The 14,361-nt window shown below is 50.9% G+C and carries 13 protein-coding genes; 10 read left to right on the forward strand and 3 right to left on the reverse strand.

Annotation, left to right across the window (positions count from 1 at the left end; translation table 11 throughout):
• Window positions 1-65: 65 nt before the first annotated feature.
• Entirely contained in the window at window positions 66-539 is a 474-nt protein-coding gene (gene mntR, locus FDX03_RS00185; RefSeq protein ID WP_003831586.1) for a manganese-binding transcriptional regulator MntR, read from the reverse strand.
• Between the two features lie 186 nt (window positions 540-725).
• Here mntR and mntS point away from each other — a divergent pair, with 186 nt between their 5' ends.
• Window positions 726-854, forward strand: a complete 129-nt coding sequence (gene mntS / locus FDX03_RS00190; RefSeq protein ID WP_061067589.1) for a manganase accumulation protein MntS — start codon at window positions 726-728, stop codon at window positions 852-854.
• A 275-nt stretch (window positions 855-1,129) separates the two neighbouring features.
• Window positions 1,130-2,716, forward strand: a complete 1,587-nt coding sequence (locus tag FDX03_RS00195; RefSeq protein ID WP_061067588.1) for a phosphoethanolamine transferase — start codon at window positions 1,130-1,132, stop codon at window positions 2,714-2,716.
• Between the two features lie 65 nt (window positions 2,717-2,781).
• On the opposite strand, the gene ompX is transcribed toward FDX03_RS00195, so the two are convergent.
• Window positions 2,782-3,297: an outer membrane protein OmpX gene (gene ompX / locus FDX03_RS00200; RefSeq protein WP_048212190.1), complete on the reverse strand. Its 516-nt coding sequence runs from the start codon at window positions 3,295-3,297 to the stop codon at window positions 2,782-2,784.
• 411 nt (window positions 3,298-3,708) lie between these two features.
• On the opposite strand from ompX, the gene rhtA reads away from it, so the two are divergent.
• The 6 genes from rhtA to ybiO all read left to right on the forward strand — a co-directional run bounded on the left by rhtA (window position 3,709) and on the right by ybiO (window position 10,382).
• On the forward strand, window positions 3,709-4,596 hold the full coding sequence (rhtA, locus tag FDX03_RS00205) for a threonine/homoserine exporter RhtA (RefSeq protein WP_137345319.1): 888 nt from the start codon (window positions 3,709-3,711) through the stop codon (window positions 4,594-4,596).
• Between the two features lie 303 nt (window positions 4,597-4,899).
• Window positions 4,900-5,403: a DNA starvation/stationary phase protection protein Dps gene (gene dps, locus FDX03_RS00210; RefSeq protein ID WP_005123679.1), complete on the forward strand. Its 504-nt coding sequence runs from the start codon at window positions 4,900-4,902 to the stop codon at window positions 5,401-5,403.
• 364 nt (window positions 5,404-5,767) lie between these two features.
• Window positions 5,768-6,514, forward strand: a complete 747-nt coding sequence (gene glnH / locus FDX03_RS00215) for a glutamine ABC transporter substrate-binding protein GlnH (RefSeq protein WP_061067587.1) — start codon at window positions 5,768-5,770, stop codon at window positions 6,512-6,514.
• Between the two features lie 133 nt (window positions 6,515-6,647).
• Window positions 6,648-7,307 (forward strand): glutamine ABC transporter permease GlnP, encoded by a 660-nt coding sequence (glnP, locus tag FDX03_RS00220; RefSeq protein ID WP_137345320.1) that lies wholly within the window; start codon window positions 6,648-6,650, stop codon window positions 7,305-7,307.
• Window positions 7,304-8,026, forward strand: a complete 723-nt coding sequence (gene glnQ, locus FDX03_RS00225) for a glutamine ABC transporter ATP-binding protein GlnQ (RefSeq protein ID WP_137345321.1) — start codon at window positions 7,304-7,306, stop codon at window positions 8,024-8,026. Before glnP ends, glnQ begins: the two co-directional genes overlap by 4 nt.
• A gap of 118 nt (window positions 8,027-8,144) precedes the next feature.
• Window positions 8,145-10,382: a mechanosensitive channel protein gene (ybiO, locus tag FDX03_RS00230; RefSeq protein ID WP_137345322.1), complete on the forward strand. Its 2,238-nt coding sequence runs from the start codon at window positions 8,145-8,147 to the stop codon at window positions 10,380-10,382.
• On the opposite strand, the gene rlmF is transcribed toward ybiO, so the two are convergent.
• Window positions 10,379-11,305, reverse strand: a complete 927-nt coding sequence (rlmF, locus tag FDX03_RS00235; protein WP_137345323.1) for a 23S rRNA (adenine(1618)-N(6))-methyltransferase RlmF — start codon at window positions 11,303-11,305, stop codon at window positions 10,379-10,381. The two genes, ybiO and rlmF, sit on opposite strands and share 4 nt — an antisense overlap.
• 200 nt (window positions 11,306-11,505) lie before the next feature.
• Between rlmF and mcbA the strand changes: the two genes are divergently transcribed.
• Both mcbA and FDX03_RS00245 read left to right on the forward strand, forming a co-directional pair.
• On the forward strand, window positions 11,506-11,766 hold the full coding sequence (gene mcbA / locus FDX03_RS00240) for a DUF1471 family periplasmic protein McbA (protein WP_048212195.1): 261 nt from the start codon (window positions 11,506-11,508) through the stop codon (window positions 11,764-11,766).
• Between the two features lie 291 nt (window positions 11,767-12,057).
• Window positions 12,058-14,343: a catecholate siderophore receptor Fiu gene (locus tag FDX03_RS00245; RefSeq protein ID WP_137345324.1), complete on the forward strand. Its 2,286-nt coding sequence runs from the start codon at window positions 12,058-12,060 to the stop codon at window positions 14,341-14,343.
• Window positions 14,344-14,361 lie beyond the last annotated feature (18 nt).

The following is a 14,361-nucleotide window of genomic DNA, read 5'->3' on the forward strand; positions in this document are numbered from 1 at the left end:
AACCCCAACAATGATTAACAGTTGGAAAAAGCGATCGCGCTGTAAGGCGCGTAGCAAAGGGAAACTCATTCAGAGCCTGTTCCTTGCTGTTGCGTAAACCGGCTAAAAGCCTCCAGTGTTTCCTTACTGACGTGATGCTCCATTCCTTCCGCGTCGCGACGGGCAATTTCCGGGCTGATACCTAACATCAACAGGAAATTCTCCACAATCTGATGACGCTCCCGACTCTCCTGAGCTAATCGCTCACCTTCTGCGGTTAAAAACACGCCCCGCCAGGGGATCATTTCAATCAACCCAACGGAGGCAAGGCGCTTAAGCATTTTGGCAACCGTCGGCTGGGAAACCCCAAGCCGCGCGGCCATATCTACCTGGCGTGCTTCACCCACCTCGATAATGAGATCGGAAATCAGCTCTACGTAGTCATCAATCAGCTCACGGCGATGCGCCTCCCGGACCTGACGAAATCCTTCAACGTGTTCTTCGACATTCACCAATTGCGTCACTTTTTTTGTTGTTGGCATACCTGCGCGACGACTCATTCTGCTTCCTCGTTACTGTGACGCGTTAACGGCATCTGATTAGAGAACGCTCATTGTAAACCAGAGTTGCGTGGGCACAAAAAATTAACGTTTTAGCAATAGCTATATAATATAGCCTGTGCTATATCTGTATATAATAAAGACATCCCTCAAGGACTGATGGGATCGTGAAGTCAGGAGGTTTATATGAATGAATTTAAGAGGTGTATACGCGTGTTTAGCCACTCTCCCTTTAAAGTACGGTTGATGCTGATCTCTATGCTGTGTGACATGATTAACGGCAAACCAGAGCAGGATAAATCCTCAGCAAAATAATGCGGCGTCGCGGTACGCCGCTTCATTTCTTTGCCGTAACCTGATTACGGTGATAGGTTTCGTCCGAATAACCCTTCTTTTTGTCTGTTTTGCAGTTGCCCTCTCAAAACAATTTCTTTGTAGTAGTTGACCTTCTCTTGCACACACTCTATCTTTTCGCAGCCCTGCATATATTGCGGCTCGCGGATGCGGACCCATTCCCTCTTCTCGCTCTCTCAGGCAGGCATGACCCTTTGCGCCAGGGGTAGCACATGGCGTTTTTGTAACAGTGGCATATGAATTTAACCCTCAAAGATTCAATCATTGCTCGCAGCCGGGCGATTAGTCCGTGGACTGGCTTTTACTTTTTACAGTCTTTGCTGATCAACCTCGCGCTGGGCTACCCACTAAGCCTTCTTTATAGCGTTGCCTTTACCTGTGTATTGATGCTGTTGTGGCGTACTGCGCCGCGCGCGCAAAAAGCACTGATTGGCGTCTGTTCGTTGATTGCGGCAATGTATTTTCCGTTTGGCCAGGCTTACGGCTCGCCAAACTTTAATACGTTGTTAGCGCTGCACTCGACCAACATGGAAGAGTCGACCGAAATCCTGACCATCTTCCCCTGGTACAACTACCTGGTTGGCGTGTTTATTTTTGCGCTCGGCGTTATCGCCGTACGGCGTAAAAAAGACGAGCAGAAACGTCGCTGGAACAAGTACGACAGCCTGTGCTTGCTGTTCAGCATCGTTGCATTCTTTGTTACTCCGGTACAAAACCTGGCATGGGGCGGCGTTTTCAAGTTAAAAGATACCGGTTACCCGGTTTTCCGCTTTGCCAAGGACGTTATCGTCAATAACAACGAAGTGCTTGATGAGCAAGAGCGTATGGCGAAGCTGTCGAGCGTCAAAGACAGCTGGACAGTCACCGCCGTGAAGCCGAAGTATCACACCTATGTTGTGGTGATCGGTGAAAGCGCCCGTCGTGATGCGTTAGGCGCGTTTGGCGGTCACTGGGATAACACGCCGTTTTCCAGCACCGTTAATGGCTACATTTTTGCTGATTACATTGCCGCCAGCGGTTCTACGCAAAAATCGCTCGGCTTAACGCTAAATCGGGTCGTCGATAATAAGCCTCAGTTCCAGGATAACTTTGTCACGCTGGCCAACCGCGCTGGGTTCCAGACGTGGTGGTTTTCCAATCAGGGGCAGATCGGTGAATACGATACGGCAATCGCCAGCATTGCGAAGCGAGCAGATGAAGTTCAGTTCCTGAAAAACGGTGATTTCGAAGCGGACAAAAACACCCGTGACGAAGCGCTGTTGAAAATGACCGCCCAGGTGCTGGCCACCGAACGCACCCAGCCGCAACTGATTGTGCTGCATTTAATGGGTTCTCACCCGCAGGCCTGCGACCGTACACAAGGAAAATATGAGACTTTCGTCCAGTCCAAGGAGACCTCCTGTTACCTGTACACCATGACGCAGACGGATGACCTGCTGCGCCAGCTTTACGAGCAGTTGCGTAACAGCGGCAGTAGCTTCTCGATGGTCTATTTCTCCGATCATGGCCTCGCCTTTAAAGAGCGCGGAAAAGAGGTGCAGTACCTGGCGCATGACGACCAGTTCCAACAGAACTTCCAGGTGCCCTTTATGGTACTGTCCAGCGATGATAAAGCGCATCGGGTGATTAAGGCCCGTCGATCCGCCAATGATTTCCTGAGTTTTTTCTCACAGTGGACGGGGATCAGCGCGAAGGAAATTATCAACAGCTACCGCTTTATCTCTGAGAAAAAAGCCGGGCCAGTGTATATCACCAACTTTAAATTGCAGAAGGTGGACTACAACCATTTGGGCACTGATATCTTCGAGACCAAATCTCGTTAACAGCTCATAATTGCAGGCAAAAAAAATCCGCCCCTGGAGGCGGATTTTTTATATCACCGAAGTGATTAGAAGCGGTAACCAACACCCGCGATCCAGGTACCTACGTCAACGCTACGAATACGGCTCTGCTCGTAAGAGAAGTCCAGAGCAACGTTTTCGATCGGGTTGAACTGCACACCGGCACCGTAAGAGAAACCGTAGTCGCTGGTGTCGTGTTTGTCAGCAGGCGTTGCTGCATCCTGGAATTTACCGTAGCCAACACCTACAACACCGTAGACGCTTGCCCAGTCATTCAGACGGTAAGCCGGACCTGCAGTGATGCCGTAGTATTGGGTTTTGTTGTAATCGCCAAACGAGTCGGTACGATCTTTTTCAGTGTAAGTGAAGGAACCGATCACGCCCAGCGGGCTGTTGTCCTGCTCGTAACGATACTTCAGGTTGAAACCGTTCATTTTGTTCGCTGCGCCCTGAGCATCGCTCTGAGCGTAACCACCAGTAACGGTAGAAGTAGCAGCTACAGCGGTACCTGCGGAGAAAGCCAGAACAGCGGCCAGTGCTGAAAGACATGCAATTTTTTTCATAACCACCTCAAATGTGCTTCAAGTAAATCTTAAGTTTTAAATATACCAAAAACTGATGGGAAACTCTTTGCGATTCGCGATGTCTAACGAAGCTTTTCATGTAACAGAACGTTTCATAAACCCGCTATCTCTTTCAATTAACATCACTTTTCTAATGATTTATGCCATTATTGCGCGCACAACACGACACATTCATCCAGATGATTCCTAATCGCGCAGATTATTAATCCATCGTTTTCATGCCATTGTACGGATCTCAGTAATTTTTTTTTCAACGAATACTCAACCAGCCGAGCGTATTTCCATTACACTCGCTGTTTTACTTTTCTATACACATACTCACGCGCATCGCAGCAAATCTGCGGCGTCCCGCGGGGCAAGGTGTGTAACCATCATTTGACAGGAGAAAGGATGCTGGGGTCGTCACGTAAAGCGCCAGTCTGGTTGCCTATTTTGGTTTTGCTGATAGCTATGTCCTCGATTCAAAGCGGCGCATCGCTGGCGAAATCGCTGTTCCCTCTCGTCGGTGCGCCAGGCGTTACCGCCCTGCGCCTCGCACTGGGAACGCTCATCCTTATCGCATTCTTTAAACCCTGGCGTTTACGTTTTGCCAAAGAGCAACGTCTTCCCCTGCTGTTTTATGGTTTGTCTCTGGGTGGGATGAACTATCTCTTTTACCTGTCAATTCAGACTGTACCGCTGGGTATTGCCGTAGCGCTGGAATTTACCGGGCCGCTCGCGGTAGCGTTGTTTTCCTCCCGCCGCCCGGTGGATTTTATCTGGGTTGCGCTGGCCGTGCTCGGACTGTGGTTCCTGCTACCGTTAGGTCAGGATGTTTCTCACGTTGATTTAACCGGTGCCGCGCTGGCATTAGGTGCTGGCGCCTGTTGGGCTATCTATATTCTTACCGGGCAACGCGCAGGCGAAGAGCATGGCCCGGCAACGGTCGCAGTTGGCTCATTAATCGCAGCGCTGGTTTTCGTGCCGATTGGCGTCATTCAGGCAGGCGATGCGCTGTGGCACTGGTCTATTCTCCCGTTGGGCTTAGCGGTAGCAGTCCTCTCTACTGCGCTCCCCTATTCGCTGGAAATGATCGCATTAACGCGACTGCCTACACGTACCTTTGGGACACTGATGAGCATGGAGCCTGCACTGGCTGCAGTGTCTGGAATGATTTTCCTCGGGGAAACGCTGACGTTTATCCAGACGCTGGCTCTGGGAGCGATTATTGCTGCGTCCATGGGCTCTACGCTCACCATCCGTAAGGACCCGCAAATTAAGCAAATTGACGTGAATTAACCTGCCAATATTCTGCATGGTTTGCATAATCATGCAGAATATCTTGTTATCTATCCCCACTATTATTATCGCCCTCTACCTCCCCGTTGAAGCACGCTATTTATGCTGAGGCATAGCATTAACACAATAATAACAATACGCTGTACTAAAATAACTTATTAAATTGATTTATATCGATATTTTATATTTTCATTCGCCTCGCTATTAAAGTGATAGGCAACACCAGAAAAATAAAACTGAAATTAGCGCTATACTTATCCTCGTTGAAGATTTGGGACGTAAACATCAAGAGGATATGAGATTATGAGTACTGCAAAACTGGTAAAAACAAAAGCATCAGCCCTCCTTTATACCCGTAACGATGTAACCGACAGCGATAAAAAAGCGACCGTTGAACTGCTGAATCAGCAGGTGATCCAATTCATTGACCTGTCATTGATCACCAAACAGGCACACTGGAATATGCGCGGCGCAAACTTCATTGCCGTACATGAAATGCTGGATGGTTTCCGGACAGCACTGACCGATCACCTCGATACCATGGCTGAGCGTGCCGTACAGTTAGGCGGTGTGGCACTGGGGACAACGCAGGTTATTAACAGCAAAACGCCACTGAAAAGCTACCCGCTGGATATCCATAACGTACAGGACCACTTAAAAGAGCTGGCCGAACGTTATGCCGTGGTTGCTAACAGCGTACGTAAAGCGATAAGTGAAGCAAAAGATGAGGATACAGCAGATATCTTCACTGCGGCCTCCCGTGACCTCGACAAATTCTTGTGGTTTATCGAAGCGAACATCGAATAACAGACATATAAGAAATACCTATATTACCCTCGCATTTGCGGGGGTTTTGCACTTCTATGGTGCACAACATTGATCATTCGTCACTCCAAAGTAAATTATTTGTAATAATCACCTCACACAATCGTTAACGAAAGATTGTTTTATCAACAATTTTTACGCTAAATAGTCATACCGTTTGCACCGCGCCCGTCATGCACCAAATGAGTGCCCTGAAACGGTGCAAACAGCCCGCTTTGCCCTACTTATTGTGCAACAAAATGAGACGCCCTCTTGTTAAAACAATGAGTTGCAAAATTGGCACGATTCTTTCATTAAGCCATATGTTCTCGCAGGGGATCGCCCCGTGGATATAAAAGGAAATCCTATGAAGTCTGTATTAAAAGTTTCACTGGCTGCACTTACCCTGGCTTTTGCGGTGTCCTCCCATGCCGCAGATAAGAAACTGGTTGTCGCAACCGACACCGCCTTTGTTCCCTTTGAATTCAAACAGGGTGACAAATACGTTGGTTTTGATGTGGATCTGTGGGCTGCCGTCGCCAAAGAACTAAAGCTGGATTATGAACTGAAACCAATGGATTTCAGCGGCATCATCCCGGCTCTGCAAACCAAAAACGTCGATTTGGCGCTGGCAGGTATCACTATTACCGAAGAGCGTAAAAAAGCCATCGACTTCTCTGACGGCTACTACAAAAGCGGCCTGTTAGTGATGGTGAAAGCGAATAACAACGACGTGAAAAGCGTGAAAGATCTCGATGGTAAAGTTGTCGCAGTGAAGAGCGGCACCGGTTCCGTTGATTACGCAAAAGCGAACATCAAAACTAAAGACCTGCGTCAGTTCCCGAACATCGATAACGCGTATATGGAACTGGGTACCAACCGCGCAGACGCCGTACTGCACGATACACCAAACATTCTGTATTTCATCAAGACTGCGGGCAACGGTCAGTTCAAAGCTGTAGGTGATTCCCTGGAAGCCCAGCAGTACGGTATCGCCTTCCCGAAAGGCAGCGATGAACTGCGTGAGAAAGTGAACGGCGCGCTGAAAACGCTGAAAGAGAACGGTACTTACAACGAAATCTACAAAAAATGGTTCGGTACTGAACCTAAATAATAATCTACAGCACAGGCCCGGTAGCGTGATGCTTGCCGGGTCTACGCCAGCATTTTTGAGACCTGTAGGCCGGATAAGTACATCCGGTAAAACGGGCAATTGACTCTTTTCACCACGGTAACAGGAACGACATATGCAGTTTGACTGGAGTGCCATCTGGCCCGCCATCCCGCTTTTGATAGAAGGCGCCAAAATGACCCTGTGGATTTCAATCCTCGGTCTGGCTGGCGGTCTGATTATCGGGCTTGCAGCAGGTTTTGCGCGTACTTTCGGCGGTTGGATATCCAACCACGTAGCGCTGGTGTTTATCGAAGTCATCCGCGGTACGCCAATCGTTGTACAGGTGATGTTTATCTACTTCGCCCTGCCAATGGCGTTTAACGATTTGCGTATTGACCCCTTCAGCGCCGCTGTTGTCACCATCATGATTAACTCCGGCGCCTATATCGCGGAAATCACGCGTGGCGCGGTACTCTCAATCCACAAAGGATTCAGCGAGGCTGGCCTGGCGCTTGGACTTTCACGCACGGAGACTATCCGTCACGTAATTTTACCTCTTGCGCTGCGTCGTATGCTGCCACCGCTGGGCAACCAGTGGATCATCAGCATCAAAGATACCTCGCTGTTTATCGTCATTGGCGTCGCTGAACTGACCCGTCAGGGCCAGGAAATCATTGCCGGTAACTTCCGCGCACTGGAAATCTGGAGCGCCGTTGCGGTGTTCTATCTGATCATAACGCTGGTGCTGAGCTTCATTCTGCGTCGTCTGGAAAGAAGGATGAAAATCCTGTGATTGAATTTAAAAACGTTTCTAAGCACTTTGGTCCAACCCTGGTGCTACACAACATCGATCTGAATATTAAACAAGGTGAAGTCGTGGTGATTATCGGGCCATCTGGCTCCGGTAAATCTACCCTGCTGCGCTGCATTAACAAGCTGGAAGAAATTACCTCCGGTGACCTGATTGTTGACGGCCTGAAAGTGAACGATCCGAAGGTAGACGAGCGGTTAATCCGCCAGGAAGCCGGGATGGTGTTTCAGCAGTTCTACCTGTTCCCGCATCTGACGGCGCTGGAAAACGTCATGTTTGGGCCGCAGCGCGTACGCGGGGCAAATAAAGAACAGGCCGAGAAACTGGCGAAAGAACTGCTGGCGAAAGTAGGTCTGGCCGAACGTGCGCATCACTACCCTTCTGAGCTGTCCGGCGGTCAACAACAGCGTGTGGCTATCGCCCGTGCGCTGGCAGTGAAGCCGAAAATGATGCTGTTTGATGAGCCAACCTCAGCGCTGGATCCGGAACTGCGCCACGAAGTTCTGAAAGTTATGCAGGATCTGGCGGAAGAAGGAATGACCATGGTGATTGTGACCCACGAAATCGGTTTTGCCGAAAAAGTGGCTTCACGCCTGATTTTCATCGATAAGGGACGTATTGCCGAGGACGGTAATCCGCAGGCCCTGATTGAAAATCCGCCCAGCCAACGCTTACAGGAATTCTTGCAGCACGTTTCCTGATAGCCCTGCCTCCCTTCGCCCGAAGGGAGGTTTTTCACCAGAATCCTCTCATTTCAATTCTCTCCCGCCCTGACATCTATACTTATCCTTTTGCATTTATTTTCTCATGGGAGGAGTGATGCGCGGGATCCTGTTCATTTTTGTTTGTCTGTTGAGTCTTCCGACCCAGGCGGTGACGATCCCTGGCGTCACCACGCCAACGTCAACCAACGCGCAAACCACACCGGCGAAAGAGCCGGATATTGAACAGAAAAAGGCGGCTTACGGCGCCCTGGCCGATGTGCTGGAAAATGACGCCTCGCGTCAGGAGCTGATCGGCCAGTTACGCAAAGTGGCCACTGCCCCTCCTGCCGAGCCGGTGCCGACCATTGTCCCGCCCACGTTAACGGAAGAAAAAACGGTACTGGAAAACGTCACGGATGTCACCCGCCACTACGGTGAAGCCCTCTCCAGCCGCTTTGCCCAGCTTTATCGCAATATTACCGATGCCCCGCATAAGATCTTTAACCCGCAAACATTCACCAATGCCCTGACGCATTTTTTAATGCTGGCGGTGTCAGTGTTCGGTTTTTTCTGGCTGGTTCGCCTGTGCGCGCTGCCGCTGTATCGCAAAATGGGACAATGGGCACGACGCAAAAACCGCGAACGCAGCAACTGGCTCCAGCTGCCGGCGATGATCGTTGGCGCATTCGTTATCGATTTACTTCTGCTGGCGCTGACATTGTTTGTCGGGCAGATACTGAGCGACAAAATGAACGCCGGCAGTCGCACGATCGCCTTTCAGCAAAGTTTGTTTCTTAATGCTTTCGCCCTGATTGAGTTCTTCAAGGCCATTTTGCGCCTGATATTTTGCCCGGCGGTGACCGAGCTGCGCCCGTTTAACATTCAGGATGCAGGCGCACGCTACTGGAATCGCCGTTTGAGTTCATTGAGCAGCCTGATTGGCTACGGGCTTATCGTTGCCGTACCCATTATTTCGAATCAGGTTAATGTGCAGGTCGGCGCGATGGCAAACGTCATCATCATGCTGTGCATCACGCTGTGGGCGCTGTACCTGATTTTCAGAAACAAGAATGAGATTACCCAGCACTTACAGAATCTTGCCGCACGCTCTTTAGCTTTCTTTAGCCTGTTTATCCGTGCTTTTGCGCTGGTATGGCATTGGCTGGCCAGCGCCTACTTCATTGTGCTGTTTTTCTTCTCGCTGTTTGATCCAGGCAACAGCCTGAAATTCATGATGGGCGCCACGCTGCGCAGCCTGGTGATCATCGGGATCGCCGCCTTTGTATCCGGCATGTTATCCCGCTGGATTGCCAAAACCATTACCCTGTCGCCGCACACGCAGCGCAGCTATCCGGAATTACAAAAGCGGCTAAATGGCTGGCTGTCAACGGCGTTAAGCGTGGCCAGGATCCTGACAGTGTGCGTTGCGGTCATGCTGCTACTCAACGCCTGGGGGCTGTTCGACTTCTGGAACTGGCTGCATTACGGCGCCGGCGAAAAAACGGTGGATATCCTGATCCGTATCGCGCTGATTTTATTCTTCTCCGCCATCGGCTGGACGATCCTCGCCAGCCTGATTGAAAATCGTCTGGCTTCCGATATTCATGGTCGCCCGTTACCCAGCGCGCGTACTCGCACCCTGTTGACGCTGTTTCGCAACGCACTGGCGGTGATCATCAGCACGATCACTATCATGATTGTGCTGTCCGAAATTGGCGTCAATATCGCCCCTTTACTGGCCGGGGCCGGAGCGTTGGGGCTGGCTATCTCTTTCGGCTCACAAACACTGGTAAAAGATATTATTACCGGGATTTTTATTCAGTTCGAAAATGGCATGAACACCGGCGATCTGGTGACCATCGGTCCACTCACCGGTACGGTAGAACGGATGTCCATCCGCTCAGTGGGCGTGCGTCAGGACACCGGGGCGTACCATATCATCCCGTGGTCATCGATAACGACCTTCGCCAATTTTGTGCGTGGCATTGGATCGGTCGTCGCCAATTACGATGTAGACCGCCATGAGGATGCGGATAAAGCGAATCAGGCATTGAAAGACGCGGTTGCTGCGGTGATGGAAAAAGAAGATATCCGCGGGCTTATCATTGGCGAGCCGTCGTTTGCCGGGATTGTGGGGTTAACCAATACGGCCTTCACGCTGCGGGTTTCGTTTACCACCCTGCCGCTGAAGCAGTGGACGGTACGTTTTGCGCTCGACAGCCAGGTGAAAAAATACTTCGATCTGGCCAACGTACGCGCGCCGGTACAGACGTATCAGGTCTTGCCTGCACCGGTGCATGGCCCAACCCCTGCGGCAAGCGAACCGCTGCCGCCAGCCGAGCCCACGCTTTAACGTTGACGCGCCATAAAACGGCGGCGCTGATCGTTATCCATAAAGGTCCAGGCAATAAAGCGGCTCTGCTTTTGTCCCTGGGCCATCTCTTTTTTAACCACTTTCACCGCGCCAGCATCGGTTAACGCATGGTACAACGGAGGCAGATTCTCCCCCCGTGATACCAGCGTGGTGAACCACATCACCTGACGACCAAAGGCCTGGCTTTCGGCGATCATTTTCTTGATGAACGCCACTTCCCCCCCTTCACACCACAGCTCCTGCTGCTGTCCGCCAAAGTTCAGCGCATCATCTTTGTCCTGGCCCAGATTGCGGCGTTTGCGCTCGCTTCCTGCGCGGGCTGAGGCCGCAGAATCATGGAATGGCGGGTTACACAATGTGGCTTCATACTGCTCATTTTTGTGAATGATACCGTTGAAGATTGCCGAAGCATCTTTCTGACGACGCAGACGAATAGCACGGGTTAACCCCGGATTGCCGTTTATGATCGCCTGAGCGCTGCTAAACGCTTCGCTACTGCTCTCACTGCCCGTGAATCGCCAGCCGTATTCATGCACGCCGATCAGCGGATAAATACAGTTTGCCCCTACGCCTATATCCAGGATGCTCGCATTTGCAGGGATGGTTCCGGTGGTTTCACCCAACAGGTCGGCCAGATGGTGAATGTAGTCCGCACGACCCGGAACCGGTGGGCAAAGAAAACCTTCCGGGATATCCCAGTTTGCCACCGCATAATAATGCGCCAGCAGTGCTTTATTGAGCGCCTTCACTGCCTGCGGATTTGCGAAATCAACACTCTGCTCGCCGCCGGGCGTGAGGGTGAGAAATTGCGTCAGCTCGGGGGTAACCTGGCATAACGTCGCAAGATCATAACGGCCATTGTGGCGGTTGCGTGGATGTAATCCCGGTTTCTGGGGGGGCATAGCATTCTCCTTTTAACAGCGGCGTAAGATACCCGCATAACGCCACGGGGTAAACATACACAGCAGGGAAATTTCATTTTTTATACGAATTGCATCGTTCAAAAAATAGCCTGTTGTTGGTCGATTTTTTGCGGCAAATGCCCTGCAATGACGACCTAAACTTATCAGGCACGATCTGTTGTTTCTCAGAGGATATCATCATGAAGAAATGCCTCACATTCCTTGCCGCTACCATACTTACCGGCATGACATTTGCGACTTTTGCTGCCCAGCCCAATGCCAGTCCTGCCAACGGTCCACTACAAGCCTCCGGTACGATTTCCGTGAGCGGAGCATCAAGCCTGGATGACCTCGAAGGTAAGCTGGCAGAAAAAGCCAAAGAGCAAGGCGCGAAAGGTTTTGTGGTTAATTCCGCTGGCGGTAAAAATCAGATGTACGGTACAGCAACTATTTATAAGTAACTCTCACTCAGCTCAACTGCATTCGCCCTGAATGCAGTTTGCTGTCCTTTCTTTCTGAAACCCCCTGCATGAACTGTAACCGCCATGTTGGAATTTTGAATTCAATGTAAATAAATGTATTTATTTTTGAAGTAATGAATGCTAAAACGTCGCACTTATTGATAATGCTTATCAAAATTATTATCAATTACGCATTTCATTCAGGCGAGGCCTGCAGGGTATAACGTCCACAGAGATGTCCCTTCGTTTGAGTGAAACCTTCTACTCAAAAATAATAAGTCATTCATTAACATGGATAAAAATCGCAACTTGCCGTCCAGTAGTTTTCATTCACTGACTTTTTTTGCCGGTCTGTGCATTGGCCTGTCTCCGGTAGCCCAGGCTGTAGCCGCAGGCGATCAGGATAAAAAACAAGAAGACACTCTGGTCGTTGAAGCGGCCAAACCTTCGCTGTACGCCCCAACACAGTCTGCCGACCCTAAATTCTCCCGACCGGTAGCGGATACCACTCGCACCATGACGGTCATTTCTGAGCAGGTTATTAAGGATCAGGGAGCAACCAATCTTACTGATGCGTTGAAAAACGTGCCGGGTGTTGGCGCATTTTTTGCGGGTGAAAATGGTAACTCCACCACCGGCGATGCGGTGTATATGCGAGGTGCTGACACCTCAAACAGCATTTATATCGACGGTATTCGTGATATTGGTAGCGTCACGCGTGACACCTTCAATACGGAACAGGTTGAAGTGATTAAAGGCCCTTCCGGTACCGACTATGGTCGCAGTGCCCCCACTGGCTCCATCAATATGATCAGCAAGCAGCCGCGCACCGACTCAGGTATTGATGCCTCAGCCAGCGTCGGTAGCGCCTGGTTTCGCCGGGGAACGCTGGATATCAATCAGGTCATCGGTGACACCACCGCAGTACGCTTAAACCTGATGGGTGAAAAAACACATGATGCCGGTCGCGACAACGTGCAGAATGAACGTTACGGCGTGGCCCCCTCTCTCGCTTTTGGCTTAGGTACCGAGAACCGACTGTATCTGAACTATCTACACGTTACTCAACACAACACACCGGATGGCGGTGTCCCCACCATCGGCCTGCCGGGTTACTCCGCGCCTTCCGCAGGTACTTCTGCACTGAATCATTCAGGAAAAGTGGATACGCATAATTTCTACGGTACAAACTCGGATTACGACGATTCGACGACCGATACCGCGACGATGCGTTTTGAACATGACCTGAACGACAGCACCACGATTCGCAACACCACCCGCTGGTCGCGTATTAAGCAGGATTATCTGATGACGGCGGTAATGGGCGGTGCGTCAAACATCACCCAACCCACCAGCAGCGTTGACACCTGGAACTGGTCGCGTGTCGCGAATACCAAAGATGTCAGCAACAAAATCCTCACCAACCAGACCAACCTGACCTCAAAGTTTTACACGGGATCCATCGGTCATGACATCAGCACCGGTGTGGAGCTGACGCGCGAAACGCAAACCAACTATGGCGTAGTCCCGATCACCCCGCCGCCGGTCAATATTTACTCACCGAACAGCAACGTGAACATTGGTGGATTATCCCGTAATGGCGCCAACGCCAACGGCCAGACCGATACCTTCGGTATTTACGCCTTCGATACTCTGCAAATTACGCGTGATATTGAACTGAACGGTGGTATTCGTCTGGATAATTATCGTACCGAGTATGACAGCGCCACCGCGTGCGGTGCTTCTGGCCGTGGTGCAGTTGCATGTCCGACAGGCGTCGCCAAAGGTTCTCCGGTTACGACCGTGGATACTGCCAAATCAGGCAATCTGGTGAACTGGAAAGCGGGCGCGCTGTATCACCTGACCGATAACGGCAATGTCTACATTAACTATGCCGTTTCTCAGCAACCGCCGGGCGGCAGTAACTTTGCCCTTGCACAGGGCGGAAGCGGTAACAGCGCCAACCGGACCGATTTTAAACCGCAGAAAGCGAAAACCAGCGAGCTCGGCACCAAATGGGAGGTGCTGGATAAGCGCCTGCTGTTAACCGCCGCGATTTTCCGTACGGATATTGAAAATGAAGTAGAGCAGAACGACGACGGAACATATTCCCAGTACGGGGAGAAACGCGTTGAAGGCTACGAACTCTCTGTAGCTGGCAACATCACTCCCGCATGGCAGGTTATTGGGGGATACACCCAGCAACGCGCCACGATCCACAGCGGCAAAAACGTTGCTCAGGATGGTTCTTCTTCCCTGCCCTATACGCCGGAACATGCCTTCACGCTGTGGAGCCAGTATCAGGCTACCGATGATATTTCCGTTGGCGCGGGCGCACGTTACGTGGGCAGTATGCATCGCGGCTCGGACGGCGCCGTGGGTACGCCATCTTATACTGAAAGCTACTGGGTTGCGGATGCCAAGTTAGGCTATCGCGTAAACCGCAATCTCGATTTCCAGCTGAACGTCTATAACCTGTTCGACACCGATTATGTATCCTCCATTAACAAGAGTGGATACCGTTACCATCCGGGCGAGCCAAGAACTTTCCTGCTCACCGCCAATATGCATTTCTGATCCATCTCGTGGGGCGTA

The organism is Citrobacter sp. wls827 (assembly GCF_005280875.1).
GTDB lineage: Bacteria > Pseudomonadota > Gammaproteobacteria > Enterobacterales > Enterobacteriaceae > Citrobacter > Citrobacter youngae.

Excerpts from the sequence above, each read along its gene's own strand:
- ybiO (WP_137345322.1), top strand. The coding sequence starts at position 8,145 with ATGCGCGGGATCCTGTTCATTTTTGTTTGTCTGTTGAGTCTTCCGACC.
- FDX03_RS00195 (WP_061067588.1), top strand. The coding sequence starts at position 1,130 with ATGAATTTAACCCTCAAAGATTCAATCATTGCTCGCAGCCGGGCGATT.
- mcbA (WP_048212195.1), top strand. The coding sequence starts at position 11,506 with ATGAAGAAATGCCTCACATTCCTTGCCGCTACCATACTTACCGGCATG.
- rlmF (WP_137345323.1), bottom strand. The coding sequence starts at position 11,305 with ATGCCCCCCCAGAAACCGGGATTACATCCACGCAACCGCCACAATGGC.
- glnP (WP_137345320.1), top strand. The coding sequence starts at position 6,648 with ATGCAGTTTGACTGGAGTGCCATCTGGCCCGCCATCCCGCTTTTGATA.
- rhtA (WP_137345319.1), top strand. The coding sequence starts at position 3,709 with ATGCTGGGGTCGTCACGTAAAGCGCCAGTCTGGTTGCCTATTTTGGTT.
- FDX03_RS00245 (WP_137345324.1), top strand. The coding sequence starts at position 12,058 with ATGGATAAAAATCGCAACTTGCCGTCCAGTAGTTTTCATTCACTGACT.
- mntS (WP_061067589.1), top strand. The coding sequence starts at position 726 with ATGAATGAATTTAAGAGGTGTATACGCGTGTTTAGCCACTCTCCCTTT.
- dps (WP_005123679.1), top strand. The coding sequence starts at position 4,900 with ATGAGTACTGCAAAACTGGTAAAAACAAAAGCATCAGCCCTCCTTTAT.
- mntR (WP_003831586.1), bottom strand. The coding sequence starts at position 539 with ATGAGTCGTCGCGCAGGTATGCCAACAACAAAAAAAGTGACGCAATTG.
- glnH (WP_061067587.1), top strand. The coding sequence starts at position 5,768 with ATGAAGTCTGTATTAAAAGTTTCACTGGCTGCACTTACCCTGGCTTTT.
- ompX (WP_048212190.1), bottom strand. The coding sequence starts at position 3,297 with ATGAAAAAAATTGCATGTCTTTCAGCACTGGCCGCTGTTCTGGCTTTC.